The organism is Enterococcus sp. C74 (assembly GCF_040887125.1).
Classification (GTDB): Bacteria; Bacillota; Bacilli; order Lactobacillales; family Enterococcaceae; genus Enterococcus_B; species Enterococcus_B hirae.
The window spans coordinates 482,287-507,258 of record NZ_JBFOFA010000001.1; the positions used below are offsets into that span (position 1 = coordinate 482,287).

At 37.1% G+C, this 24,972-nt stretch carries 27 protein-coding genes, 1 tRNA gene and 1 pseudogene; 23 read left to right on the forward strand and 6 right to left on the reverse strand.

The genetic code is table 11. From position 1 onward, the window contains the following. Nucleotides 1-12 precede the first annotated feature (12 nt). Complete coding sequence (locus AB3H93_RS02380) at nucleotides 13-660, reverse strand: metal-dependent transcriptional regulator (RefSeq protein WP_010719768.1); 648 nt, start codon at nucleotides 658-660, stop codon at nucleotides 13-15. Between the two features lie 247 nt (nucleotides 661-907). Continuing rightward, entirely contained in the window at nucleotides 908-1,300 is a 393-nt protein-coding gene (locus AB3H93_RS02385; RefSeq protein ID WP_010738194.1) for a DUF4828 domain-containing protein, read from the reverse strand. Nucleotides 1,301-1,461: 161 nt separating this feature from the next. Between AB3H93_RS02385 and sfsA the strand changes: the two are divergent. From sfsA to eis, 11 genes and pseudogenes are all read left to right on the forward strand, one after another. After that, nucleotides 1,462-2,190: pseudogene (gene sfsA, locus AB3H93_RS02390) on the forward strand (DNA/RNA nuclease SfsA). A 16-nt stretch (nucleotides 2,191-2,206) separates the two neighbouring features. Further along, nucleotides 2,207-3,220, forward strand: a complete 1,014-nt coding sequence (locus AB3H93_RS02395; RefSeq protein ID WP_010738192.1) for a Gfo/Idh/MocA family protein — start codon at nucleotides 2,207-2,209, stop codon at nucleotides 3,218-3,220. A gap of 1 nt (nucleotide 3,221) precedes the next feature. Next, nucleotides 3,222-4,511 carry a DEAD/DEAH box helicase gene (locus AB3H93_RS02400; RefSeq protein WP_368020062.1) on the forward strand — a complete coding sequence of 430 codons (1,290 nt, stop codon included), beginning with the start codon at nucleotides 3,222-3,224 and terminating at the stop codon, nucleotides 4,509-4,511. A 64-nt stretch (nucleotides 4,512-4,575) separates the two neighbouring features. Next, entirely contained in the window at nucleotides 4,576-7,278 is a 2,703-nt protein-coding gene (locus AB3H93_RS02405) for a sigma 54-interacting transcriptional regulator (protein WP_368020063.1), read from the forward strand. Between the two features lie 154 nt (nucleotides 7,279-7,432). Continuing rightward, the gene (locus AB3H93_RS02410; RefSeq protein ID WP_010719763.1) at nucleotides 7,433-7,750 is read left to right on the forward strand and encodes a PTS sugar transporter subunit IIB; all 318 of its coding nucleotides are present in this window, start codon (nucleotides 7,433-7,435) and stop codon (nucleotides 7,748-7,750) included. 25 nt (nucleotides 7,751-7,775) lie between these two features. After that, the gene (locus tag AB3H93_RS02415; protein WP_010719762.1) at nucleotides 7,776-8,096 is read left to right on the forward strand and encodes a PTS lactose/cellobiose transporter subunit IIA; all 321 of its coding nucleotides are present in this window, start codon (nucleotides 7,776-7,778) and stop codon (nucleotides 8,094-8,096) included. A gap of 124 nt (nucleotides 8,097-8,220) precedes the next feature. Beyond that, entirely contained in the window at nucleotides 8,221-9,678 is a 1,458-nt protein-coding gene (locus AB3H93_RS02420) for a PTS sugar transporter subunit IIC (protein ID WP_368020064.1), read from the forward strand. 63 nt (nucleotides 9,679-9,741) lie between these two features. After that, nucleotides 9,742-9,963: a hypothetical protein gene (locus tag AB3H93_RS02425; protein WP_010719760.1), complete on the forward strand. Its 222-nt coding sequence runs from the start codon at nucleotides 9,742-9,744 to the stop codon at nucleotides 9,961-9,963. A gap of 27 nt (nucleotides 9,964-9,990) precedes the next feature. Next, entirely contained in the window at nucleotides 9,991-10,173 is a 183-nt protein-coding gene (locus AB3H93_RS02430) for a DUF3188 domain-containing protein (protein ID WP_010719759.1), read from the forward strand. Further along, the gene (locus AB3H93_RS02435) at nucleotides 10,173-10,586 is read left to right on the forward strand and encodes a DUF3284 domain-containing protein (protein ID WP_368020065.1); all 414 of its coding nucleotides are present in this window, start codon (nucleotides 10,173-10,175) and stop codon (nucleotides 10,584-10,586) included. Before AB3H93_RS02430 ends, AB3H93_RS02435 begins: the two co-directional genes overlap by 1 nt. A 145-nt stretch (nucleotides 10,587-10,731) precedes the next feature. Then, on the forward strand, nucleotides 10,732-11,913 hold the full coding sequence (gene eis / locus AB3H93_RS02440; RefSeq protein ID WP_368020066.1) for an enhanced intracellular survival protein Eis: 1,182 nt from the start codon (nucleotides 10,732-10,734) through the stop codon (nucleotides 11,911-11,913). Nucleotides 11,914-12,071: 158 nt separating this feature from the next. On the opposite strand, the gene AB3H93_RS02445 is transcribed toward eis, so the two are convergent. Next, complete coding sequence (locus AB3H93_RS02445) at nucleotides 12,072-12,236, reverse strand: hypothetical protein (protein ID WP_053766103.1); 165 nt, start codon at nucleotides 12,234-12,236, stop codon at nucleotides 12,072-12,074. Nucleotides 12,237-12,388: 152 nt separating this feature from the next. Here AB3H93_RS02445 and AB3H93_RS02450 point away from each other — a divergent pair. Beyond that, nucleotides 12,389-12,462, forward strand: a tRNA-Arg gene (locus AB3H93_RS02450). 61 nt (nucleotides 12,463-12,523) lie between these two features. Here the strand turns inward: AB3H93_RS02450 and AB3H93_RS02455 are convergent. Together AB3H93_RS02455 and AB3H93_RS02460 are read right to left on the reverse strand one after the other, a co-directional pair. Next, nucleotides 12,524-12,919 carry a hypothetical protein gene (locus AB3H93_RS02455; RefSeq protein WP_368020067.1) on the reverse strand — a complete coding sequence of 132 codons (396 nt, stop codon included), beginning with the start codon at nucleotides 12,917-12,919 and terminating at the stop codon, nucleotides 12,524-12,526. A 317-nt stretch (nucleotides 12,920-13,236) separates the two neighbouring features. Further along, a complete protein-coding gene (locus tag AB3H93_RS02460; protein ID WP_053766101.1) occupies nucleotides 13,237-14,469 on the reverse strand; it encodes an aminopeptidase in 1,233 nt (410 codons plus the stop codon). A 258-nt stretch (nucleotides 14,470-14,727) separates the two neighbouring features. Here AB3H93_RS02460 and AB3H93_RS02465 point away from each other — a divergent pair, with 258 nt between their 5' ends. Then, on the forward strand, nucleotides 14,728-15,297 hold the full coding sequence (locus tag AB3H93_RS02465) for a TetR/AcrR family transcriptional regulator (RefSeq protein WP_010738183.1): 570 nt from the start codon (nucleotides 14,728-14,730) through the stop codon (nucleotides 15,295-15,297). 189 nt (nucleotides 15,298-15,486) lie between these two features. Here AB3H93_RS02465 and AB3H93_RS02470 read toward each other — a convergent pair whose 3' ends face one another. Then, complete coding sequence (locus AB3H93_RS02470; protein ID WP_010719752.1) at nucleotides 15,487-15,927, reverse strand: flavodoxin; 441 nt, start codon at nucleotides 15,925-15,927, stop codon at nucleotides 15,487-15,489. A gap of 158 nt (nucleotides 15,928-16,085) precedes the next feature. Between AB3H93_RS02470 and map the strand changes: the two genes are divergently transcribed. The 10 genes from map (at nucleotide 16,086) to rfbD (ending at nucleotide 24,972) form a co-directional block, all read left to right on the forward strand. Continuing rightward, complete coding sequence (gene map / locus AB3H93_RS02475; protein WP_010719751.1) at nucleotides 16,086-16,850, forward strand: type I methionyl aminopeptidase; 765 nt, start codon at nucleotides 16,086-16,088, stop codon at nucleotides 16,848-16,850. 26 nt (nucleotides 16,851-16,876) lie between these two features. Further along, nucleotides 16,877-17,800, forward strand: a complete 924-nt coding sequence (locus AB3H93_RS02480) for a YihY/virulence factor BrkB family protein (RefSeq protein ID WP_010719750.1) — start codon at nucleotides 16,877-16,879, stop codon at nucleotides 17,798-17,800. Nucleotides 17,801-17,868: 68 nt separating this feature from the next. Then, nucleotides 17,869-18,999: a glycosyltransferase family 4 protein gene (locus AB3H93_RS02485; protein WP_010719749.1), complete on the forward strand. Its 1,131-nt coding sequence runs from the start codon at nucleotides 17,869-17,871 to the stop codon at nucleotides 18,997-18,999. After that, entirely contained in the window at nucleotides 18,999-19,799 is an 801-nt protein-coding gene (locus tag AB3H93_RS02490; protein WP_010719748.1) for a glycosyltransferase, read from the forward strand. The genes AB3H93_RS02485 and AB3H93_RS02490 overlap by 1 nt, the downstream gene beginning before the upstream one ends. Beyond that, nucleotides 19,796-20,620 (forward strand): glycosyltransferase, encoded by an 825-nt coding sequence (locus tag AB3H93_RS02495; RefSeq protein WP_081128592.1) that lies wholly within the window; start codon nucleotides 19,796-19,798, stop codon nucleotides 20,618-20,620. Before AB3H93_RS02490 ends, AB3H93_RS02495 begins: the two co-directional genes overlap by 4 nt. 13 nt (nucleotides 20,621-20,633) lie before the next feature. Further along, nucleotides 20,634-21,350, forward strand: coding sequence for a glycosyltransferase family 2 protein (locus tag AB3H93_RS02500; protein WP_010719746.1), 717 nt, complete (start codon nucleotides 20,634-20,636; stop codon nucleotides 21,348-21,350). A gap of 88 nt (nucleotides 21,351-21,438) precedes the next feature. Continuing rightward, the gene (rfbA, locus tag AB3H93_RS02505; RefSeq protein ID WP_053766099.1) at nucleotides 21,439-22,305 is read left to right on the forward strand and encodes a glucose-1-phosphate thymidylyltransferase RfbA; all 867 of its coding nucleotides are present in this window, start codon (nucleotides 21,439-21,441) and stop codon (nucleotides 22,303-22,305) included. A 14-nt stretch (nucleotides 22,306-22,319) separates the two neighbouring features. Further along, nucleotides 22,320-22,892 (forward strand): dTDP-4-dehydrorhamnose 3,5-epimerase, encoded by a 573-nt coding sequence (rfbC, locus tag AB3H93_RS02510; RefSeq protein ID WP_010719744.1) that lies wholly within the window; start codon nucleotides 22,320-22,322, stop codon nucleotides 22,890-22,892. Nucleotides 22,893-22,913: 21 nt separating this feature from the next. Continuing rightward, nucleotides 22,914-23,942 (forward strand): dTDP-glucose 4,6-dehydratase, encoded by a 1,029-nt coding sequence (gene rfbB / locus AB3H93_RS02515; protein WP_368020068.1) that lies wholly within the window; start codon nucleotides 22,914-22,916, stop codon nucleotides 23,940-23,942. Nucleotides 23,943-24,123: 181 nt separating this feature from the next. After that, nucleotides 24,124-24,972, forward strand: coding sequence for a dTDP-4-dehydrorhamnose reductase (gene rfbD / locus AB3H93_RS02520; RefSeq protein ID WP_368020088.1), 849 nt, complete (start codon nucleotides 24,124-24,126; stop codon nucleotides 24,970-24,972).

Here is a 24,972-nt window from a genome sequence, read left to right on the forward strand (position 1 = left end):
GGGTGTACTCCTTTATAATTTGTCGACAAAAATCGTACTGGCTGCTTTAAAGCTGACAGGGATTTTCTTTTGTTGATTTTGGATTGTGATCGGTCCTTCATAAGCGGCAACATCTACAATCTCATATTCTTCATCAATGTTTAAGTCAATCGTCACAAGATAGTCTAATAGTTCTTTTTCATCCAACACTCGAGCGATGCGAACTTTAGAACCAACTGGATAAGACTCTAATGTTTGTCTACGTTCTTCATGAACCACTTGTTCTTTTTTAGGAATAATTCCACCATGTGGACAGTGCATAGGATGATTCAAATAGTCTTCTAAATGGTCAGCAAGTTGTTCTGAAGTCACATGTTCCAACACCTCAGCATCATCATGGACTTCGTTCCAGCTATAATCTAAATGTTCGACTAAAAAAACTTCCCATAAACGATGTTTGCGAATCAAACTACTTGCCTTTTGTAAGCCAGTCTCCGTAAGTTGAACTCCTTGATAAGGAGAATGCTCAACGAGTTGTTCTTTCACAAGTTTGGAAATCATTTCGCTAACAGAAGCTGGGGACACAGCAAGACTGGAAACGATTTGTTTATTATTTACTTTTGTCGTGTCTCCGCCTAATTCCAAAATGATTTTCAAGTAATCTTCTCGATTTGGTGTCATGTTTAATCATCCTTTCATGGTATGAAACCATCATTAGTAAGTTTATCAAAAAAAACATCAAATGACTATTTTTCTAGACAAAAAACGTAAAATAAACGAAGAAATACAGAAAGGTAAATCAATGATGAAGGGAATGAAAAGAGTTTGGGATACAGGACTTGCTCTAAAAGTCGTTCAAGAAGTGGCTCTATCAAAAATAAGCCGAAGAATTCCAAAAACAGGAGGAGATTTTTGGAAATTCTTCGGCTTATTTCTCAGAGTTAGCCGCTCTTGTCACACCCTCTTTTGAGGAACTATTTTGTTTTGTCAACGTATAAGAAGTATCGGATGATTCATCATAAAAGGTCGTATCACTGTATGATAGGATCAAATAAAAACCATATTGATCTCGCAAGACGAGTTGCTGTGGAGTTAGTTCGACCAATTCCGTTACTAAGGAGTGACCGTTGATAGATAAATCAAACGTTTCTGTGACCAGTAGTTGTTGTTTTTGTTGATTTTTATCTATAAAGGTCCAGGTTCCATGATATTGCGTTGGATCAAAGTCTTTGGTGGTTGGCTGTTTCTTTTTCAGAAAGAATTTTCCAAATAAAATAGCAAAAAATGCAAGGATTCCATAAAGTGTTTTTTTACGTATCATACGATTGTCACTCCTAACCTCTTTTAATTCCAACGATCATTTTCTGTCAGTTTCATTGTACCTAAAAAAAATAAAGATTTCTCTAGGACTTTCGACTGGTTTTTCAAGAGTTTTTTGTGAAATTATGGTAGGATACATAGTAGGAAGAAAGGTGACCGTTTTTGAAGTACCAGCAAGTAGAAATCGCTTTTTTTATTGAACGACCGAATCGTTTCATCGCTCATTGCTTGAACCAACAAGGAGAAGTGATCGTAGCCCATGTGAAAAACACTGGAAGAGGTAAAGAAGTCCTTCTACCAGGAGCGAAAGTAGCGGTTGCATATACACCTAGTTTAAAACGGAAAACAGATTATGATTTAATTGCTGTGAAAAAAGGGGATAACTGGTTCAATATCGATAGTCAACTTCCCAACCGTTTGGCATTAGAAGGAATTTTATCTGGAACAATCCAGTTGCCATCGTTGATCGGAAAAATCGTTAAGTTCAAGCGTGAAGTCCGCTATCGACAGTCCATATTTGATATTTATTTAGAAACAGATTCAGGACAAAAAGTGTTCGTCGAAGTAAAGGGAATGACTTTAGAAAATAAAGGAATTGGGGCGTTTCCTGATGCGCCAACGTTACGAGGTTTAAAACATGTGAAAGAATTAGTGGAAGCGTGACAGGAAGGCTATGAAACTTACGTGTTGTTTATCGCACAGTTTGAACACCTTCATCTGGCAACAATCAACGAAGCAATGCAACCGGAGTTAGCCAATATCATACGCTATGGACAGTTAAACGGCGTGAATGTTTTAGCCTATAATTGTCAGGTAACAGCGGATTGTGTCAATTTGAAACAAGCCATACCATTCGATGTAGAGGCATCGTTTGAAGACCCGAATAAATAGAAAGAAGGTAAATGAAATGATCAATTTAGGAATTATTGGTACCAACTGGATCACCCATCAATTTGTGCAAGCAGCATTAAGCACGAAACAATATGAATTAACAGCAGTTTATTCGAGACATTTAGAAAAAGCACAAGAATTTGGCGCCAAGTATGAGGGAGATATTGCCTATGCGACAGATTTAGAAACTTTTTTTGGTCTGGAACATCTTGATACGGTATACATTGCTTCGCCTAACAGCCTGCATTTTCAACAAGCAAAACAAGGCATTTTAGCAGGGAAAAATGTCATTGTTGAAAAACCGGCATTTAGTACGCCTAAAGAAATGGACGAAATCATTCATCTAGCGAATGAGAAAAATGTTTATTTTTTTGAAGCTGCACGAAACATCCATGAAGCAGGATTCAAAAAAATTGCTGACTATCTTCCATTGAAAGATGAGATCCTCGGTGCCAACTTTAGTTATATGAAATATTCTTCTCGTTACGATCAAGTACTAGCAGGAGAAGTACCAAATATTTTCTCTACCCGTTTTTCTGGTGGTGCGCTGATGGATCTGGGCGTTTATCTCGTTTATGCTACGATAGGATGGTTTGGGATGCCTTCAGAAGTTCACTATTTCCCACGAAAGATCTCAACTGGTGTTGATGGATTAGGTTGGGGGATCTTGCGTTATGAGACCTTTGATGTCACGATTCAACCTGGTAAAATCGGGGATTCTTACTTACCTTCAGAAATCTACTTTAATTCAGGAACATTAGTCATGAATGGGGTCAATGCGATTGAAAAGGCAGAGTTCCATGATCGAGAACATCAGGAAATTGATGCATTAGCAATTACCGCAGCTGAAAATCCCATGGCAGAAGAGGCAGCTGATTTTGCCAATGTGATCAATCATCCAAACGATCCAGCTTGGGGATTACGATATGAAGAATGGATCGAACTTGCTCGCAATGTGAACCAAGTAGTTTACGATCTTAGAATAAATGGTGGCATCAAATTTGATGCCGATAATGAGGACGATTTTTAAAATGAATGAATTTGTAAAAAACTTTCCACAAGCTTGGCAAGAAAAATGGCAGGACAAGGGATTTCAAATACCCTCTCTGATCCAACAGGCTGCTTTTCAACCGCTTAAAGAAAAAGAATCAATTATTGGTATTTCACCAACCGGCTCAGGCAAAACATTAGCTTATCTTTTACCTTTGCTGCTGAATGTCCCTAAAGAGGGGGGAAGTACTTTACTAATCCTTGTTTCTTCACAAGAATTAGCAATTCAAGTCGCAGAAGTGGCTCGTGAGTGGTCAAAAGGATTGGCATTAAAAGTCCAATCACTTGTGGGCGGAGCTAACGTCAAAAGGCAGATCGAAGGTTTGAAAAAACGACCAGAAGTGCTAGTAGGAACTCCTGGACGGGTGTTGGAATTGATGAAGACCAAAAAATTAAAAGCTCATCAGTTGCAAACGATTGTTTTTGATGAAGCAGATCAATTGTTTGATGAGGGGAATCGTTCATTAGTGGAACAAATTTTGCGACAAGCCCCTGTGGACTATCAATTAGTATTCTTCTCAGCAACAGCTGATCGCTCAATCAGTAAAATTGAAGAAATCACAAAGGCTTCCATCCCAGTTGTTGATGTCACAAAAGACGATGACTCTAGAAAAGGTCAGCAACATTACTATTTAAGGATACCACCTCGTAAAAAAGAAGAGTATTTGAGACGGCTTGCTTATGTCACAGATTTTCATGGACTAGTCTTTTTCAACCAACTCAATGAATTAGGGACAATGGAAGAAAAATTACAATTTCGTGGTGTTTCAGTTGGCAGCTTAGCTTCCGATCAAAATAAATTGTTACGTAAAGCAGCACTTGATCAATTCAAGAATAAAAAAATCACGATGTTGTTCACGACTGACGTAGCAGCCAGAGGATTAGATATCGAACAATTACCTTATGTTGTGAATGCCGAAATTCCCTTAACGGAAGAAGCTTATCTGCATCGTTCAGGGCGAACCGGACGGATGGGGAAAGACGGAACCGTGATCACGTTCGTGCAAGATCATACAGTTAAAGAGTTGAAAAAATTAACACGTCATATGGCGATTGATATGGAAGAGATTTTTCTTCATGGTGGACAATTAGTCAAAGAATTGCCACAAAATGAACTCTCACAAAAAGAAGAAGCCAATGACAAAAACACAAAAAAAACTGCTCCATTTGGTCCTTCGAAAAAAGAACAAGTTGAAAAAAATAGTACGCCAAAGAAAAAGCTTAAAAACAAACAAAAAAAGCAGAAAAATAAAGGAGCAAGGCGCAAATAAGCGCCTTTTTGTGTTATTATATTGAAAACGCAATCAGCGTTATTTGAGGATAGTGGGGGATTGTATGAACGAAAGACAAGAAGAAATATTGGATCTATTGCATGAGAAACAGCAAGGATTGACGGCAAGTGATGTGGCAAAACATCTAAAAATCGATCGAAGTAATGCAAGTCGATATCTCAGCGATCTCTATAAAGACCGCTATATTATCAAAAGTTCCGGCAGACCAGTCGTCTATTCATTGCCTCCGCAAAAAACAGCCTCTGACAAAGTTCACGTTGATGCATCGACCCAAGTGACGTTTGATACACTAGTTGGTGAAAATGATTCTTTGAAAGTAAGCATCCAGCAAGCTAAGGCAGCCATATTATATCCTCCTCGAGGATTGCATACAATCATTTTTGGTGAGACAGGAACGGGTAAATCGATGTTTGCAGAATGTATGTATCATTTTGCGATTGATTCTGAAATGCTCTCAGAAGATGCACCTTTTGTTTCATTTAACTGTGCGGATTATGCGCAGAATCCACAGTTACTGTTTGGACATATTTTTGGGATCAAAAAAGGAGCTTATACTGGGGCATCGCAAGATAGTCAAGGGTTGATTGCGAAAGCGAATGGTGGGATCTTGTTTCTTGATGAAATTCATCGTTTACCACCAGAAGGACAAGAAATGTTGTTTACTTTTATTGATAAAGGGGTCTATCGTCCGTTGGGAGAAAGCGCCCACGTCCATGAAGCATCTGTTCAGATCATTGGAGCAACCACCGAGTCATCCGAAAGTTTTTTGACAACCTTTAATCGCCGAATTCCTATGGCAATCACATTACCAAATCTGGCTTCTCGTTCATTAGATGAACGTTATGAAATCATTTCTTTATTTATCAAACAAGAAGCCAATCGTTTGAATCAACGTATAGATATCGAAAAAGAAGCCATTTTGGCATTTATGCTTTATGATGCAGAAGGAAATATCGGACAAGTCAAGCGTGATTTGAAATTAGTGTGTGCGAAGTCATTTTTACATTATCGGACACATGATGAAGAAAAACTGATCATTCGTAAAGAAGAACTGTCTCTCCAAGTACAAAAAGGGTTGTTGAAAATCAAAGAAGTACCTGAACGTTTGGATCGCTTTATGGATAGTAAGAGTCAATACCTGACTTTTGAGCCTGGTTTTGCTGATGTTGTTTGGTCACAAGATCCAGAACGAAACATGCAGGTCTATAATGATATCGAAGAAAAAATGCTTTCTTTATCAGAAACGGGTGTCGAAAGTATTGATTTAGAAACTTTGATCTCGAAAGATGTGGATGCTTATTTCCAAACTTATGTCAAAGAGTTGACAAAGAGTACAATTCCAAAAGATCTGTTGCCAGATGATATTTGGCGGTTAACCAACGAGTTATACGATGTTGCAGAAGCTAGATTGGATCGAATCTACAATGAAAAAGCTCGATTTGCCTTTGCCCTTCATTTGCAAAGTACATTGGATCGGGTCAAAGAAGGACACATGATTGTTCATCCTGATCTCAACAACGTACGAAAAAATTTTAAAAAGGAATTTCAAGTAGCCATTGATTTATCTACGATCATTGAAGAAGAACAACAAATTGAAATTCCGTTTGACGAAATTGGTTTTATCAGTATGTTTCTTTCCATTAATCTTGGCGAAAGTGAACCAGTAAAAGAAAATAAAGTTGAGGTCTTAGTTTTGATGCACGGCAGACAAACCGCCTCAAGTATGTTGGAAATGGCGCAAGAATTATTAGGAACGAAATTAGGTACAGCATTTAATATGCCGTTAGCCATGGAAGTCCAAACGATGTATGAAGAAGTGCTGGCTTATGTTCAAAATCGTCAGTCAAGTCTGACGAATGGATTGATCTTACTGACGGATATGGGTTCTTTAAATACCTTTGGTGACTTGATTTTTGAAGAGACTGGAATCAAAACGAAAGCAATTACAATGAGTAGTACGATGATCGTGATTGAGGCATTACGGATGGCGAATGTTGGTCGGAGCTTGGAAGATATCTATCAAAGTATCCAGATTTCCTTTGAAACGATCGTCAAGGACCAATTCAAAGAAGAACAAACTGAGACCTATGAACGTAAAAAAGCGGTGATCGTTACTTGTTTTACTGGGGAAGGTGTAGCAGCTAAATTATACCAGCGGATTGTTCCTGTAATCGACCAGAAAAAGGTCGAAGTGATCCAAATGCAGTTTTTAGAACGAGAATCATTTAAGCGACACATTGATGCATTATTAGAAGAATATGAGATCAAAGCCATTGCGGGCACGGTAGATGTGGATTACCAAAATATTCCGTTTTTCTCAGCGTATGATGTCTTCAACGATGAGAAATTGAATATGCTCAAGCGGATCGCTGATGATGAAGTTCCAACTGCCAAAATCGTTGATTCATTAAAAGATTCTTTAAATTCGATTTCTTCGGTAGAGCTTTTGATCCATTCTTTACAAAAAAACATCCAGCAAATCCAAACGGATCTCTCAATTATAGTAGAGCCAGGAGTAGATATTGGGATCGTGATTCATTTAGCCTTTTTACTGGATGGACTGATCAAGCATGAGAAGACCCGAGAATTTGAGAATCTGTCTACTTTCTCAAAAATTTATCGTTTAGAAATGGACATCGTTCGAACGAATCTTATTGGATTGGAACGGAAATATCAGGTGAATATCCCAGAAAATGAAATTGCCTTCTTAACGCAAATGTTTATTGAAAATAAAATTAAAAAATAAAACACACTAATCTATTTTTTTACACAGATATCACCAGTGTGCGCACAGAAAAGAAGGACCAAAGGCTATGAAAACGCTATTTTGGTTCTTTTTTTGTTTGGCATGCTTCTTGCATTATAAAAATGTGTAAAACAAATTAAAAGGAGTGGAGAAAATGGCGAAAAAAACGATTATGTTAGTATGCTCTGCGGGGATGAGTACAAGTTTGCTAGTTACGAAAATGCAAAAAGCTGCAGAAGAAAAGGGAATGGAGGCAGATATTTTTGCTGTTTCAGCTTCAGATGCTGATAATAATCTTGAAGCAAAAAATGTCGATGTCTTACTTTTAGGACCTCAAGTTCGGTTTATGAAAGCTCAATTTGAGCAAAAATTAGCACCGAAAGGGATTCCGCTAGATGTAATCAATATGCAAGATTACGGCATGATGAATGGTGCAAAAGTACTAGAACAAGCCGAAAATTTGATGCAATAAATCTATAGGAAATGGAGGAAAAAATGTGGAAGATCAACAAAATCTCGAAGCCATCATGGGACTCATCATGTTTGGTGGTAATGCCAAGAGCGATGCAATGGAAGCGATTTCTGCGGCTAAAAAAGGTAATTTCGAGTTAGCGGATCAAAAAATAATGGATGCAAAGGAATCATTAGTCCAAGCCCATCATTCACAGACGCAAATGTTGACACAAGAAGCACAAGGAAACCATGTTCAGGTCACGTTATTGACCGTACACAGTCAAGACCATTTAATGACGTCGATTGCTTTTACTGATTTAGCAGAAGAACTTATTGAACTTTACCGAAGAATCAATGTCGAATAAAGACAGATGAACGAAAATAGAACCTTCTTTTTTGAACGGAAGAAGAAAAAATTTTGAACGGATTTTTTTAATTTGGTATGAGGAAGCAATTCTTTATATAAACAACTTATAGGAGGATATAAAAATGAACGGATTAACAAGTTGGATGGAGAAATACATCCTTCCGGTTGCCGCAAAAATTGGCGCGCAGAAACATTTAGTTGCTTTGCGTGACGCTTTTATCGGTACTTTACCTGCAACAATGGCGGGATCAGTCGCTGTAATGATCAATGCAATTATTCGAGATTTACCACAGCAATTTAATAGTACGTATGCAGATAGTTTAGCAGCGGACAAAGGAATTTTTGCAGTATTAAATGTTATTATTGGAATTAATGGATTTGTATGGAATGGAACTTTAGCAATTGCCGGCTTGATTTTTGCCTTTTCTTGGGGATACAATCTTGCGAGAGCTTATGGGGTCAATGACCTAGCCGGAGGGATCGTTGGTCTGGCAACTTTGATCCAAGGAATTTCTTTTGGTCCTTCATTGTCAGCCGCTTTGAACGTGAATGTTCCGCAAAATATCGTTGATGCCATCAATGGAACAGAATTAGGGGCAACGATCGCGGATGGAAATTTATCTGTTGGTCTTTGGGGTTGGCTAAAACTTGATCATTTAAATGGAAACTCTTATTTCACAGTCATGATCATGGGTGCTATTTCTGTCATTATTTTCTGTAAATTAATGTTAGCCAACATTACGATCAAAATGCCAGATTCTGTACCACCAGCAGTATCGAAGGCTTTTGCCGCAATTCTGCCAGCAACGATCGCTTTATATGTCATTGCTATTATTAATTATATCGTTGGCCGTATCGCTGACGGACAATTGATCATTGATTTAGTTCAAAAATATATCGCTGAACCTTTCTTGGGATTATCTCAAGGGATCGGTGCTGTTTTGATCGTTACGGTCTTTGTTCAGATCTTCTGGTTCTTTGGTATTCATGGACCAAACGTATTAGCTCCAGTTTTAGAAGGAATTTGGGGTCAAGCACAATTGATCAATATCGATATTTTCCAAAAAGGTTACAATGGCAAAACAGGAACACCTGCAGTCTTAGATGCAATTGAAGATGGTAAGGCTTATATGTGGGTTCGTGGATCCTTTGATGCCTTCGCTTGGTTCGGGGGTTCTGGTGGTACGATCGTTCTATTGATTGCTATTTTACTCCTTTCTAAACGTGCTGATTATTTAACAGTTGCTAAATTGTCGATCGGACCTGGTATTTTCAACATCAATGAACCAGTTATGTTTGGTTTGCCGATTGTATTGAACGCTATCATGTTCATCCCATTCTTATTAGCACCTGTTGTTGCAACAGCTATAGGTTGGGGAGCAACTTACTTTGGTTTGGTCGCCCCAGTATCGCAACAAGTCACATGGGTTGTTCCACCATTCTTACTCTCGTTCCTAGCTACCGGAGCAGACTGGCGTGCGCCAATCGTGACATTAGTATGTATGATCGTGACTTTCTTGATCTGGGCACCGTTCGTTATCTCAGCGAATAAGATGGATCCAGCAGCAGGCGAACAATAAAAATCAATGAGCAGAAGCATTTTTTGCTTCTGCTCTCTAAACAATAATCTAGGAGGAACTAAAATGATTTCAATCGCAAGTGCCATGCAACAAGATGCTATCAAAGAGTTATTAGAAGGTTACAATGAAGATGGCTTTTCATATACATTTAAAGAAAAACAAGGGATCAAATTGTTTTTTGAGACGAGCGCACAAGATAAAGAAGCAGCAGCACAAAAAGCAAAAGCATTAATCAAAGCACAACCATGGGGCACTGTTTTATATTTTCAAGCAACAGCAGTTTAACTGGTTGTAAGATAGGAAGGGTTCAAAATGATGAAAAACGGCTTATTTTTATGTAGTATTGGTTCACTGATCGTATTGTATTGTTTAAATCCTAGTTCGCAAAACTATGATTTGTATAGTATGGCTACAGGACTATTTCTGGCAGGTTTAGGTATACATTTCTTTTTAAAAGGGAAAAAAAGAGAAGAAGCAAAGGGGAAAAATAGCTAATGGAAATCGTTAAAACTTTAAATATTCCAGCATCCTTTTTCTATGATAAAGTGATGGACTCTGTCCTTTTTGATGTACGTAAAGCGACTGGAAAATCGGTTACTCGTAAACAACTTAAAAACCTTGAATACGTCAAACAATTCTCACAAAATAGCCGCGCTCGCATCAAGATCGAGGAAGTTATTGAAAATCAGTCGTATAAATTTCGAACATCTACCACAAAAAATGATTATGTCGTCCATTATCAAATCAAACCGTTAGACGATAAAACCTGTGAAGTACGTTATAAGGAACAAATGCAATCATATGGGATGCTACAAAAATTAAATGATATGATTTTAGGAACGATGTTGATGTATTTTAAAAAACGTCGCTTCAAAAAAATGTTAGTAATGATCGAAGAAACTTACTAGTAAAAAACTAATTGTGGCAAGAAGCAGTTGATCCAGCTAAATAGTGATTTATTGAAATAACATTTTTATTTTGATAAAGTGACTATGGTTGGATCACTGAACTTGACACAATTTTTTATTGTTTTTGATGGAAGGGGTAACAAAAATGGCAAATGAAGTAAAAGAACTTGGTGTTGCTTATCAAGAAGCGATGTTTGAACTAGCAACCTATGCATTTAATGCGCAGGATACACCTGCAAGACGTGAACGATTCAAACTGATCGTTGAAAATTCATGGAATTATGGTTTTTTTGACGAGGAAGAGCAACTCACTAGCCAAGTAATGGCGACGCCTTTTTCTGTTGAATTTTATGGGCAGCAGTATTTAATGGCAGGAATCGGTTATGTAGCATCTTATCCTGAAGCTAGGGGACAAGGTGGGATCAATCAAATCATGGAAAAAATCTTAAAAGATTGCCGTGAAAGAAAAGTAAGTCTTTCTTATCTTGCTCCATTTTCTTACCCATTTTATCGTCGCTACGGTTATGAGCAATTGTTTGATAAAATCAATTATCAATTGGATAGTCGAGATGTACCGAACGTGAAAAAGACGGCTGGCAAAATGAAACGAGTGACTTTTGAACAAGTAAAAGAAGTCATAGAAATGATTTATAAACAAATGCCAGCAAATCAACGTGGTGGATTAAGTAGAGAAGACTGGTGGTATACTTATAAGTTTAAGCAAAAGACAGAAAATCATTATGCGCTGTATTACGATGAATCTGGTCAAGCAGCGGGATATGTGGTTTACCAGTTAACGGCACCAACATTTGTAGTAGTGGAATGGGGCTATTTGAGTCATGAAGCCTTTCAAGGATTAGTGAGGTTTGTTAGTTCCCATAGTGGGGCGTTTGCTTCTTTTGACTATGCTTGTGGTTATTCAGGTAGTGATCAAAATTATTTGCTTAAAAATCCTTTTGCACAAATGACGATCACGCCATATATGATGGGCAGAATTGTTGATCTTGAGTTGTTTTTGAAAGACTATCCTTTCAAAAAACAAGCGCTCACTTTTGCTTTAGAGGTAACAGAAGATCCTTACGCACAGTGGAATGAAGGGATCTTTGAGATCACTGTATCAAATGCAGGGGTGAAAATTGAAAAAGTAACAGAAACAAAATTACCAACCATCAGTGGAACCATTCAACGCATGACTCAATTATTAATGGGGTATCGTCAGATGGAAGAACTTGTTTTTTACAATCACATCCAATTGTCAACTGAAGCTCTATTAGAAATGGCGCCATGCTTTCCAAGTCAGCAACCTATTCTAAATGATTATTTTTAAAATGAACGTAAAATGTTTGTTGTTTAACACATATAACGCCCTCCAAGGTTTTCGACGAATTCTTGGAGGGCGTTATCGTATAAAAAGCTATTTTGAAATTTTTTCGATATCATTCTGAAAATCAGATTGCTTTTTTGCCACTGATTTATCTCATTTCTCTACAGCAAATCTTCTTTTTTAGTAAACTTGAATTTGCGACTTTCTTTTTTCTGAGGTTTTTCATCTTCATGCTGTTTAATGGCTTCTTTTGATAGTTGTTCTCGTTCTTGTTTAGAAGCATCAAAGCGTTCAGCGTATATTTCTTCTTTTGGTTTGTCATTCATAAATAAAACCTCCCTCATCACTTGTTGGATAATTCTATTTTATCACTCGTCAAAAGCTAGTGGAAACGTTTTGCTTAGGAAGAAAAATGATTTTTCTAAGAGAAGCTTGCATGTGATTCCTAAACAAGCTAAAATAATACTATTGAGAACTTGTTCCTGTAGCTCAGTAGGATAGAGCAATCGCCTCCTAAGCGATAGGTCGCTGGTTCAATTCCAGTCAGGAACGTTAAAAACCTGTAACCGTTGTGGTTCAGGTTTTTTTGTTTGTGTGGGACCAAGATAGTTTTCTACGCTACATTCGATTTTTCTGGTGAATGAAAGACAGCTTTTCTAAATTTTTTTGATAAAGGAAAAGTAAACATACAAATAAGCAATAATAACTGGCTCAAAGTGATGATAGTTAAGCAAACTGTTTGGTATTTGACCAGTAAATAAAAATGGATGCCTAATTCGATAATATTAATCAAGATAAGGTACAAGTAGTATTGTTTCTTTATTTTACATTGATAAATACAGTAGAAACTGAACCGATAATCTAAACAAACCAAAAATAGCAAAATGAATTTGTGAATAGTCGTGAGCATATTATGTTGGTTAGCTAAACGATGAAAAAATAATAATACAGTCGGCAGAGGGATATAAAGTGTTAATAGTAAGACAAAAAAATAAACAATAAAAGGCATACTATCTCTCCATCATTTTTTCTAATTTTTAATAATAAATGTTGTTTTTGTCAATCTTATCAAAAAACAGAAAATGTATTAATAGAATTTCGTGATAGATAGTATAAATAATTTTTATAAAAAACTTGAACAACAGGATCAAAAAATTGCTTATTCGACCATCTTTCAGTGAGTAGCGGGGAAAAGTGTTGTCTGTAATAGAAATAATCATCACAAAAAAGAGAAGAAGTCTGTAGTACCCCAAAAAGTTAGACCAAAAATCTAACTTTTGGAGGTCGTTTAAGATTTCTCCTCTTTTTTTGTATCGTTTTATCAGATTAAGCCCAGTCACCATTTCTAAATACTGGAACAGTAGAACCGTCTTCACGGATACCGTCAATATTCATTTGGTCAGAACCAACCATAAAATCAACATGGGTTTGACTACGGTTAAGACCAGCTTGCACAAGTTCTTCATCGGTCATTTCAGTACCACCTTCGACACTAAAGGCATATGCAGATCCTAGAGCTAAGTGATTCGACGCGTTTTCGTCAAATAACGTATTGTAAAAGATAATACCCGATTGAGAAATTGGCGAAGGATCGGGAACGAGCGCTACTTCTCCTAATGAGCGTGCGCCTTCATCAGTGTTGAGCAAGGTTTCCAATACTTCTTGACCTTGTTCAGCAGAAAAATCAATGACTTTTCCAGCTTCAAAAGTAAACTTCATCCCTGAGATGATCGTACCTGCATAGCTCAATGGTTTTGTACTAGAGATATAACCATCGATCCGTCGGTAATCAGGTGCAGTAAACACTTCTTCAGTAGGCATATTTGCCATGAATTTTTCTCCACGGGAGTTGTAACTTCCTGCGCCTTCCCAAAGGTGATTTTTTGGTAGGCCAATGACGATATCTGTGCCAGGGGCAGTATAGTGCAGGGCAGTAAACTGTTCTTGATTTAATTCATCGGCTTTTTTTGCTAATTTTTCATCATGTTCTTTCCAAGCCTGTACAGGATCTTCTTCGTAAATACGAGTTGTTTTAAAAATTTGATCCCATAACGCATCCAGTTGTTCTTCTTCTGGTAAATCTGGGAAAACTTTAGCTGCCCATTGTTTACCAGCCGCAGCGACTACAGTCCAGCTTACTTTATTTGCTTGGGTCGCTTTTCTTAGATTCATCATTGCTTTGCCAGCGGCAGTTTGATACGTAGCGATTCGTTTTCCATCTACGCCACCAAAAGCATCTGGATCGGCAGATACAACACTGATTCGGCTAGCACCTTTAGCGATCCAATCATCAGTCTGATCAATTTTATATTGTGGAACAGTTTCAAGACGGTCTTGTGCAGCGTAAGAAAGAAATTCTTTTTGGATCACGTCGTCCGTCCATTGTACGATCACTTCAGCTGCACCTAAACGATAGGCTTCTTTGGTGATCAAGCGAGCTAATGGGGCTTGATCGACGTTGATTTGTAAAACAACTGTATGGTCTTTTTCGACGTTTACGCCGGTTTCAACAATTAATCGTGCATATTTTTCGAGGTTCTCATTAAAATTTTCTAACATAATCCATTTCCTCCTAATGTTTCATCCAATAGCTATTTGTATGATAACATTTAATTCTTTTAGAGACAATCTGCCAGAATCGTAAAATAAAAAAATGGATGTTCTTCTAAATGATGTCTTGAATTTATAAAATTGATTGTTTTTAAAGTAATTTTTTAAAAATAAAAAAACAAGTTGTGCATAACAAAATAATCATGTTACAATTAAATTAATCAATGGTGGAAGCGTTATAAATAATTTCAAGGAGATTAAAAAATTATGGCAAGAAAAAAGACGATCACAAAAGATCAGATTTTGGCAGCCGCTTTTGAAGTGGCTACCACAGAAGGATTTTCAAAATTTACGGCAAGGAATATTGCAAATAAAATGAATTGTTCGACTCAACCGATTTATCTTGAGTTCAAAAACATGGATGATCTGAAGCAAGCCTTATTTGCTCAGATTTACGAGTACTTGAAGCATGAAGTGTTCCCAGTTGTACATACAGGAAATACCATTATCGATTTAGCTGTAAACTATATTGATTTTGCCAATCGAGAGAAAAAATTATACAGTTCTCTGTACTTAGAAGAATATGGTGGGGGAAGGGAGATGCAAAACTTCTCTTATAATTATTTTGTCGAGACGGTCAAGAAAGATCCAGAGTATGCTGATCTATCTGCGGAACAAATTGAGTCTTTGCATAACACAATTTGGATCATCGCCACAGGATTAGCAGCACTGATGTCTTCAAGTATCATTCATCCGACCAAGGAACAAATTGAAAAAATGATCCAAGATAGCATCAATGCGACGCTAAATACGAAAGAAACGATCCAAGTGAATTAAAAAAACTACTTGTAGTATTTCTCGAAAGTCTTTCTCAAACATACACATTGATTTTTTGAAATTAAAAAAGCTTCTAAAAACATGATAAAAAGAACGTGTGATGCTGGAGAGAGTTAGCGTCACACGTTCTTTTTATCAAATAATTGAAGTTTTGCCAAAAGTTCTCAGCTGTGAGCTGACTGCTTTGGCCTATAATTTTGAAACAAGCGCCTTAGCAAATGCTTCGAGTTTTTCGATGTCTTCTTCTTCAGCGTTTAAATCAACTTTAACATTTTCTGTTCCTTTGACTGCTCCTGTTTTCGCAAAGGCAGCATCGAAGTCATCTACGGACTTACAAAATTCATCATAAAAAGTGTCTCCAGAACCACAAACGCCATAGATTTTTCCAGACAAGTCAAGTTCTTGTAAATCTTCATATAAGTCTACGATCTCATCTGGTAAGTCACCATCATCGTATGTATAAGTTGCGACGACACAAATATCTGCATCCTCAAATTCATCTGCATCCACTTGAGTACACTCATTGATTTCAACATCAATATCTAAATTTTCAAAAGCTTCTGCTACGATATCAGCAATTTCTTCTGTATTGCCAGTCATACTTGCGTAAACGATTTTTGCTAAAGCCATGGGTTGCCTCCTACTTATTGATATATGATCCTCTAACATTTACAGATTATACCAAAACCTTTACTAAAAGAAAACAAGTCATGTGAAGAGAATCTGATTTGGCGAACGACCGGACACTATGGTAAAATGAGGAAGATTTGTAAAAAGGAGACGAAAATATGATTACATTGAAATCAGCACGAGAAATTGAAACAATGGCTGAGTCTGGCGCGTTGTTAGCGGATGTACATAAAAATCTGCGAGATTTTATCAAACCAGGCGTGACGAGTTGGGATATTGAAGTTTTTGTTCGTAACTATATTGAAAGCCATGGTGGGATTGCGGCTCAAATTGGATTTGAAGGCTATGAGTATGCGACTTGTATTAGCATCAATGACGAAATTTGTCATGGATTTCCACGTAAAAAACCCCTGAAAAATGGCGATTTAGTGAAAGTGGATATGTGTATCGATTTAAAAGGCGGCATTTCTGATTCTTGTTGGGCTTATGTAGTGGGAGAGTCAACGCCGGAAATTGACCGCTTGATGGAAGTGACAAAAAAAGCTTTGTATCTAGGAATCGAACAAGCGCAAGTTGGGAACCGAATTGGCGACATTGGTCATGCTATCCAAACTTATGTTGAAAGTGAAAACTTAGCGGTTGTCCGTGACTTTATTGGTCATGGTGTGGGTCCAACGATCCATGAAGAACCTGCTGTCCCTCATTATGGTGAAGCAGGAAAAGGTCTACGGTTAAAAGAAGGGATGGTTATTACCATTGAGCCAATGGTTAATACTGGAACTTGGAAAATGAAAATGGATCCAAATGGCTGGACTGCTTATACAAGAGATGGTGGCTTGTCTTGCCAATATGAACATACACTGGCAATTACGAAAGATGGACCAAGAATCTTAACTTCTCAAGGTGAAGAAGGTACGTATTGAGAAGCTAGATCAATAAGGAGAATTTGATGAAATTATTAGGGAAAATAAAGCAAAACGAAAATTTAATGCGTTTTATTGCAACAACAAAAAAACGGATCACTGATTCAGAAATGGGTACCACGTCAGTTGTTGTGGCGTATTATTTATTATTGTCTTTATTTCCCCTAATTATTGCGTTTGGTAATATTTTGCCATTTCTAAAAATCGATCAAGAGACAGTATTGACTTATGTGCGGCAAATCATCCCTGAGACGGTCTATCAGTTTATCGGTCCTGCAATTCGAAATTTGTTAACGCAAAGTTCCGGTGGCTTGTTGTCGTTATCTGCTTTAGCTGCTTTGTGGTCTGCCAGTCAAAGTATCAACGCTTTACAAATTGCCATGAATAAGGCTTATGGTGTAGAAAATAGAAAGAATTTTTTGATCGTCCGTTTCTTTTCATTAGTAGTGATTTTGCTTTTTATGATTGCGATTAGTGGAGTAACGATTTTTTTAGGACTGGGTCAAATGATACTTGAAGCGCTCCAACCGATTTTTAATTTTTCTGGCAATGTGATCATCCAGTTCCAAACTTTGAAATGGCCGATTACCTTAGTTGTCTTATTTATCATTATGTTTTTGATTTATGTGATAGTACCGAATGCGCAATTAAAACTAAAAGCAGTGATTCCGGGAACGATTTTTGCTACTGTCGGCTGGATGTTGCTATCTCAGGTGTTTGGAATCTACGCAAAATACTTTGCAACAAGAGTCAGTGGATACCAAATCATCGGGAGTTTCATCGTCTTGATGCTATGGCTCAATTTTGCTGCTACAATCATTATATTTGGCGGAATCATCAATGCTGTTGTGCAAGAATACATAACAGGTAACGAAATTAAGAAAAGACGAGTTTCTACAAATAAATGGTGGATTCGTTTCAAAAATAAATTTTCTCATAAAAAAAAATAGAACTGCGAGTTTTTATTGCTTGAGTGTTTTATAATAATTCTAGACTCTTAATTAAAGTAGGTGCCAATATGCTTGTTTCATTTAGTATGGTTGTCAAATTTTTTTTAACAATCTTGTTATCTTTAGTACTAACGCCCATATTTAAAATTATTTCTGTCCAAACCGGAATGGTGGATAAACCGAATGCGCGACGTATTAATGAAATACCTATGCCTTCAGCTGGGGGACTACCCATTTTTATTTCATTTGTCGTATCCACCTTATTGTTTTTTCGTGACATCATTCCCAAATTTTATATCATTCCTATTTTACTAGCTTCCTTAGTGATCATTCTAACGGGAGTACTGGATGATAAATACGAGTTGACGCCTAAACAAAAGTCCGTCGGGATCTTATTAGCAGCGTTGATCGTCTATTTTGTGGCAGATATTCACATTGATTCAGTAACATTGCCCTTTTTTGGTTATATCGAATTGGGTTGGCTGAGTTTTCCTGTGACCATTTTTTGGATTTTCGGTATCACTAATGCAATTAATTTGATTGATGGATTAGACGGCTTGGCAACCGGAATCTCGTTGATCGGGTTGATTACAATTGGTATTATCGGATATTTTTTCCTACATGCTTCTACAGTATACATACCAATCGTCATATTCTGTTTAGTGGCAAGCATTATTGGCTTTTTTCCTTATAATTTTTATCCTGCCAAAATTTACTTAGGAGACACTGGGGCATTGTTCTTAGGATTTATGATGGCTGTTCTTTCTCTACAAGGTCTGAAGAATGTAACATTTGTTTCTTCTATCTCATTATTGATTGTGATGGGCGTTCCAGTAACAGATACATTTTTTGCGATTATTCGCAGAAAAGCGAACCGTGTCTCTTTTTCTACAGCAGATAAAAAACACCTACATCATCGATTATTGAGTCTAGGTTTTACGCATAAAGGAGCAGTTTTGACCATTTATGCTATGGCATTGATGTTTTCATTTACTGCCATGATCATGAACTATACTGGGCGTCTCGGTTCGATTGTTTTGATCGTTTCGATGCTATTTGCGGCTATTTTATTGTTTGAGTTGATTGGATTGATCAACGAGAAGCATCAGTACATTCTTAAAACTTTACGTTTTTTAGGCAATAAAGAATATCGAACACAAGTCATACAGAAATATAAAAGGAAATGGACTAGACACTAATGAAAATAAATCAAAAACAACCGATTTTAATTAGCATCGTAACGGCTAATAGTCAAAAGATTTTTCAAACGTTAGATACGCTTCTAGCCAGCATAAATGACCAAGCCATGGTTGAGATCTTGATTTTCGATAATGCTTCGTCGATTGACTACCAAGAACGATTGAAAGAATATCTAAAGTATCCGTTTGTCAAAATCTATTTTAATCAGGAAAATAAAGGATTTGGTTATGGACATAACCATAATTTATTAACGAGTGACTTTTCTTATGCTGTGATCTTTAACCCAGATATTCTGGTGGATCAGCAGACAGTCGTTGACTTGGTCAAACTTTTGCAGGAACATCCAGAATGTGCCATGTTAGCACCTAAAATATTGAATGAAGATGGTACGACACAACATTTGATTCGCCAAAAATTAGATGTATTCGATTATGTATTGCGGTTTATTCCGGCTCGTTTTGTCAAGCAGTTGTTTGCTCAACGTTTAGCAAAATTCGAATGCCATGATTTGTCAGAAACAACCAATAGCTACGTGCGTATGATCTCTGGTAGTTTTATGGTTGTTGATGTCAATAAATTTAAAAAAGTCAACGGGTTTGACAATCGCTATTTTATGTATTTTGAAGATAATGATCTTTGCTTAACTTTTGAAAAAGCAGGAGAAAAACTCCTTTATACGCCGTTATATACGATTGTTCATTTATATGGAAAAGGCGCTCATCGCAATTTTAAACTTTTTCGTATCTTTTTACAGTCAATGGTGAAATTTTTCAATAAGTGGGGGTGGACTTTCTTTTGACCATACCCAAAATAGTAGTCGTTATCGTATTATACCAGCAGCGTTTTAGTCAATCGCCTTCTTTTGATCTGCTCATGAAAGCTGTCAAAGAGAAGAAGATTCAACTGGTTGTTTATGATAATAGTCCCGTTAAGCAATTGGAGCCATTATTAGAACAAGACAAAGATATAAGCTACTATCATGATCCATCAAATCCTGGTCTGGCTACGGCTTATAATTATGCGTTGAATCATGCGCAGCAGAATATTCGCTATTTCGTTACACTCGATCATGATAGTCAATTGACTGCAACGTATTTTGATACGCTTTTAACGATTGATTGGACAGATGAATTGGTTGCAGCAGTTCCGTTGGTTTATGCTGGAAGCAACCAAATATCGCCTGTTTTTGCGGATCGCTATATCAATCGTCAAGTTGAAAAGGTTGAGCGATCACAGCTCAGTCAAAGACGAATCATGGCGATTAATTCGGGCGCTGTTTTTTCTATCAAATTTTTAAAGGAAATTGGTGGTTTTAATTTAGATTTTCCCCTTGATTTCTTGGATCATTGGCTTTTTTGGACGATCTATCAGTTCAAAAAGACGGTTTTTATCTTACCTGAAAAAATGGAACATGATCTTTCAGTTCTTGATTATCAGAAAGTTTCTGTTACAAGGTATCAGTCGATACTGAAAGCTGAAAAAACTTTTTATCAAAATTATGATAAAGAAATGTTACCGCGTCATCGAAAACAATTATTGTTACGTACAGTAAAACAATTTTTAACAGTCAGAAATCGTAAAATATGGCGTTTGACATTACAATCATTTACTGAAAACTGAAGGGTGTGAATTTGTGCGATCAGTTTGTATGGCTACCTTTAATGGTGGCAGATATTTAAGAGAACAATTGGATAGTATTTTAAACCAACTGACACTTGAGGATGAATTGATTATTTCAGATGATGGATCGACAGATGAAACTTGTCAAATTATAAAGGAATACACGCAACTAGACAATCGAATCAAATTTGTTGAAGGACCAAGGAAAGGTGTCATTGCCAACTTCAACCATGCCATTCAACAATCTAAAGGTGACATCATTTTTTTAGCAGACCAAGATGATGTATGGCTACCTAATAAGGTGGCTAAGATTACCGCATATTTTGAAGAAAATCCGCAACAATTAGTAGTAGTGAGTGATCTAGTGATTGTGGATGGTCAACTCAATGAGATACACGCGTCGTATTTTTCCTATCGGCATTCCCGAACAGGCTGGCTCAATAATTTGATTCGGAGTAATTATATCGGTGCCGGTATGGCTTTTCGATCTTCATTAAAGAAAGAAATAGTTCCAATTCCTTCTGAAGTACCAATGCATGATATGTGGATTGGAATGTTAGGTGGAACTCGTGTTGGGTTTATTAGAGAAACATTGACACTTTATCGTAGACATGATTTTAATGTGAGTGAAATCAAAACAAACACTAAACTAACCCAAAAAATTACCTGGCGGTTGAATCTGATCAAGGCGCTTGTGAAGAGAAAATGGTTTGGAATTAATAAAAGATAGTTAAATCGTTAATAATTCCATGACAAATAACAAGTTTGATGAGATAATAACAAGGTGAATTTTAAATTGAAAAGGAGAATTTATACTCATGAAGGGAATCATTCTTGCTGGGGGAAGTGGTACACGCTTATACCCTCTAACTAAGGCAACTTCAAAACAGTTGATGCCAGTCTACGATAAACCAATGATCTACTATCCAATGTCTACACTAATGCTAGCGGGTATCAAAGAAATCCTGATCATCTCTACTCCTCAAGATACACCAAGATTTAAAGAACTGTTTGGTAATGGGGCAGAGTTAGGATTACAAATTGAGTATGCAGTGCAAGAAAGTCCAGATGGGCTAGCACAGGCTTTTATTATCGGTGAAGAATTTATCGGTGATGATAGTGTGTGCTTAGTTTTAGGAGATAACATCTATTACGGTGGTGGCTTATCTAAAATGCTTCAACGCGCTGCTTCTAAAGATACTGGAGCAACAGTGTTTGGTTACCACGTTAATGATCCAGAACGTTTTGGTGTTGTAGAATTTGATGAAAAGATGCGGGCTCTGTCAATCGAAGAAAAACCTGCGCTACCAAAATCAAATTATGCAGTAACAGGGTTATATTTTTATGATAATGATGTTATTTCGATTGCGAAAAACATCAAACCTTCTGAACGTGGTGAATTAGAGATCACTGATGTAAACAAAGTCTATCTAGAAAAAGGAAAACTATCTGTTGAATTGATGGGTAGAGGTTTTGCTTGGTTAGACACTGGCACGCATGAATCTCTTCTAGAGGCATCCACATTTATTGAAACGATTGAAAAACGTCAAAATCTCAAGGTAGCTTGCTTAGAAGAAATCGCCTACCGAATGGGATATATCACTAAAGAGCAATTACTTGCATTAGCTCAACCGTTGAAAAAAAATCAATATGGTCAATATCTTTTACAGTTGGCCAACAATTAAGGGAGTCTGAAGTAATGAAAGTAACTGATACTAATTTAACAGATGTGAAGATCATTGAAATGGATGTTTTTGGTGATCATCGTGGCTTTTTTACCGAAAGTTATTCCAAAGCAAAATTTGTTGAACATGGTTTAGATTTTGATTTTGTTCAAGATAATCATTCATTATCGGCAGAAGCTGGTGTTATCCGCGGACTGCATTTCCAAAAAGGAGAAGCAGCACAAACGAAATTGATTCGGGTAACTTCTGGTGCTGTTTTAGATGTGATTGTCGATATTCGTAAAGGAAGTCCAACCTATGGTAAATGGGAAGGCTTTATCTTATCTGAACACAACCATCGACAACTTTTGGTGCCTAAAGGTTATGCTCATGGATTTGTGACATTGACACCAAATGTCAATTTTCTTTACAAATGTGATAATTACTACAATGCACAAGCTGATGGTGGGATTGCCTTTGATGATCCAGACTTAGCGATTGATTGGCCTATCGATCTTTCCAAAGCGATTATGTCTGAAAAGGATCAGCATCATCCAACTTTAAAAGAGTTTGAAGCAGAAAATCCATTTGTTTATGGTGAAATTTAGGATTGCAAGGAGAATTTTTATATGAAAAATATCATTGTTACTGGTGGTGCCGGATTTATCGGCTCAAATTTCGTCCACTATGTGGTCAATCATCATCCAGAGGTTCATGTTACGGTGTTAGATAAATTGACTTATGCTGGGAATAAAGAGAACTTAGCAGGGCTACCTAGTGACCGTGTAGAATTGGTCGTTGGTGATGTTGCGGATGCAGGATTAGTGGATCGTTTAGTCAAAGAAGCAGACGCCGTAGTCCACTATGCAGCAGAATCTCATAACGATAATTCGCTAAAAGATCCATTTCCTTTTGTCCAAACCAATATTATTGGTACGTACACCCTGTTAGAAGCTTGTCGTAAATACAATGTTCGTTACCATCATGTATCCACCGATGAAGTGTATGGGGATTTACCTTTACGTGAAGATTTACCAGGTCATGGAGAAGGCGAAGGGGAAAAATTTACAGCTGAAACACCTTATAATCCATCAAGTCCATATTCTTCAACTAAAGCGGGCTCTGATTTATTAGTGAAAGCTTGGGTTCGTTCATTTGGGTTGCAAGCAACGATCTCAAATTGTTCAAACAACTATGGACCGTATCAACATATTGAAAAATTTATTCCTCGTCAAGTTACTAATATCTTAAGTGGTATACGTCCAAAACTATATGGTGAAGGAAAAAACGTTCGCGATTGGATCCATACGAATGATCATTCATCTGCGGTTTGGTTGATTTTGACTAAAGGAAAAATCGGTGAAACTTATTTGATCGGTGCCGATGGGGAAGAAGATAACAAAACAGTCATGGAATTGATTTTGGAACTTATGGGACAACCCAAAGATGCTTACGACCATGTCAACGATCGTGCAGGACATGATTTACGTTATGCAATTGATTCGACAAGGTTACGTGAGGAGCTAGGTTGGCAACCTGAATTTACCAACTTCCGTGATGGTTTAGCTGATACAATCAAATGGTATGAAGAACACCAAGATTGGTGGAAGAAAGAAAAAGAAGCTGTGGAAGCAGCCTACGCCAAAAATGGTCAATAAATGATGATAAGCCGGATTTAATGAACTCTCAAAAAATTCGGGTAAAAAAGACACGCATGAAGTTGTAAAACGTGCAGAAAAAAATTAGTATAAAAATAGGAATTGTTTATTGGCAATTGTAAGGGGAGCTGTGACAGATGTTGCAGACCCCTTTTTAAAACAAAAAAGAGGAGAGATCAGAATGTTCTTATTAACCGGAGGAAATGGTCAACTTGGAACGGAATTACGCCATTTATTAGATGAAAAAGGAATGGCTTATGTGTCAACTGATGCTGCTGAGCTGGATATTACTGATGCAGAAAAAACAATGGAGTATATTACAAACTTAAAGCCAGAAATTATTTTTCATTGTGCAGCGTATACAGCCGTTGATAAAGCAGAAGAAGAAGGCAAAGAATTAGATGAGAAGATTAACGTTGATGGAACTAAAAATGTGGCATTGGCTGCAAAAGCAGTGAATGCTAAATTAGTATATATCAGTACGGATTATGTCTTTGATGGCAAAAAGAAAGACCAAGAATACCTCGAAGACGATCCAACTAACCCATTGAATGAGTATGGTCGCACAAAATTATTAGGGGAACAAGCGGTTCAAGAAATCTTAGAAGACTATTATATTATCCGTACTTCATGGGTATTTGGTGTTTATGGACATAATTTTGTCTTTACAATGCAACGTTTAGCCGAAACGCATGATCGTTTAACTATTGTCAATGATCAATATGGTCGCCCAACTTGGACTCGAACACTTGCTGAATTTATGGTATATGTGATTGAAAAACAAGCACCTTATGGCGTATATCAGTTATCCAATGAAAATAGCTGTTCATGGTATGAATTTGCCAAAGAAATCTTAAAAGATACGGATGTCGAAGTAGCACCAGTCACTTCAGCAGAGTATCCACAAAAAGCAGTTCGCCCACAATATTCTGTGATGAGTCTAAAGAAAGCAGAAGATCTAGGCTTTGTCATTCCGACATGGCAAGAAGCATTAGCAAAAATGTTGGAAGCAGCTGAAAGTTTGAAATAG

What these genes read in the sequence shown, in the direction of transcription:
- AB3H93_RS02435 (WP_368020065.1), top strand. Translation starts at nt 10,173, where the DNA reads ATGGAAATCGTTAAAACTTTAAATATTCCAGCATCCTTTTTCTATGAT.
- AB3H93_RS02385 (WP_010738194.1), bottom strand. Translation starts at nt 1,300, where the DNA reads ATGATACGTAAAAAAACACTTTATGGAATCCTTGCATTTTTTGCTATT.
- AB3H93_RS02470 (WP_010719752.1), bottom strand. Translation starts at nt 15,927, where the DNA reads ATGGCTTTAGCAAAAATCGTTTACGCAAGTATGACTGGCAATACAGAA.
- AB3H93_RS02410 (WP_010719763.1), top strand. Translation starts at nt 7,433, where the DNA reads ATGGCGAAAAAAACGATTATGTTAGTATGCTCTGCGGGGATGAGTACA.
- AB3H93_RS02445 (WP_053766103.1), bottom strand. Translation starts at nt 12,236, where the DNA reads ATGAATGACAAACCAAAAGAAGAAATATACGCTGAACGCTTTGATGCT.
- AB3H93_RS02425 (WP_010719760.1), top strand. Translation starts at nt 9,742, where the DNA reads ATGATTTCAATCGCAAGTGCCATGCAACAAGATGCTATCAAAGAGTTA.
- rfbB (WP_368020068.1), top strand. Translation starts at nt 22,914, where the DNA reads ATGAAAAATATCATTGTTACTGGTGGTGCCGGATTTATCGGCTCAAAT.
- AB3H93_RS02395 (WP_010738192.1), top strand. Translation starts at nt 2,207, where the DNA reads ATGATCAATTTAGGAATTATTGGTACCAACTGGATCACCCATCAATTT.
- AB3H93_RS02480 (WP_010719750.1), top strand. Translation starts at nt 16,877, where the DNA reads ATGAAATTATTAGGGAAAATAAAGCAAAACGAAAATTTAATGCGTTTT.
- AB3H93_RS02430 (WP_010719759.1), top strand. Translation starts at nt 9,991, where the DNA reads ATGATGAAAAACGGCTTATTTTTATGTAGTATTGGTTCACTGATCGTA.
- AB3H93_RS02460 (WP_053766101.1), bottom strand. Translation starts at nt 14,469, where the DNA reads ATGTTAGAAAATTTTAATGAGAACCTCGAAAAATATGCACGATTAATT.
- rfbD (WP_368020088.1), top strand. Translation starts at nt 24,124, where the DNA reads ATGTTCTTATTAACCGGAGGAAATGGTCAACTTGGAACGGAATTACGC.
- AB3H93_RS02405 (WP_368020063.1), top strand. Translation starts at nt 4,576, where the DNA reads ATGAACGAAAGACAAGAAGAAATATTGGATCTATTGCATGAGAAACAG.
- AB3H93_RS02420 (WP_368020064.1), top strand. Translation starts at nt 8,221, where the DNA reads ATGAACGGATTAACAAGTTGGATGGAGAAATACATCCTTCCGGTTGCC.
- AB3H93_RS02485 (WP_010719749.1), top strand. Translation starts at nt 17,869, where the DNA reads ATGCTTGTTTCATTTAGTATGGTTGTCAAATTTTTTTTAACAATCTTG.
- AB3H93_RS02455 (WP_368020067.1), bottom strand. Translation starts at nt 12,919, where the DNA reads ATGCCTTTTATTGTTTATTTTTTTGTCTTACTATTAACACTTTATATC.
- rfbA (WP_053766099.1), top strand. Translation starts at nt 21,439, where the DNA reads ATGAAGGGAATCATTCTTGCTGGGGGAAGTGGTACACGCTTATACCCT.
- AB3H93_RS02465 (WP_010738183.1), top strand. Translation starts at nt 14,728, where the DNA reads ATGGCAAGAAAAAAGACGATCACAAAAGATCAGATTTTGGCAGCCGCT.
- map (WP_010719751.1), top strand. Translation starts at nt 16,086, where the DNA reads ATGATTACATTGAAATCAGCACGAGAAATTGAAACAATGGCTGAGTCT.
- AB3H93_RS02400 (WP_368020062.1), top strand. Translation starts at nt 3,222, where the DNA reads ATGAATGAATTTGTAAAAAACTTTCCACAAGCTTGGCAAGAAAAATGG.
- rfbC (WP_010719744.1), top strand. Translation starts at nt 22,320, where the DNA reads ATGAAAGTAACTGATACTAATTTAACAGATGTGAAGATCATTGAAATG.
- AB3H93_RS02380 (WP_010719768.1), bottom strand. Translation starts at nt 660, where the DNA reads ATGACACCAAATCGAGAAGATTACTTGAAAATCATTTTGGAATTAGGC.
- AB3H93_RS02490 (WP_010719748.1), top strand. Translation starts at nt 18,999, where the DNA reads ATGAAAATAAATCAAAAACAACCGATTTTAATTAGCATCGTAACGGCT.
- eis (WP_368020066.1), top strand. Translation starts at nt 10,732, where the DNA reads ATGGCAAATGAAGTAAAAGAACTTGGTGTTGCTTATCAAGAAGCGATG.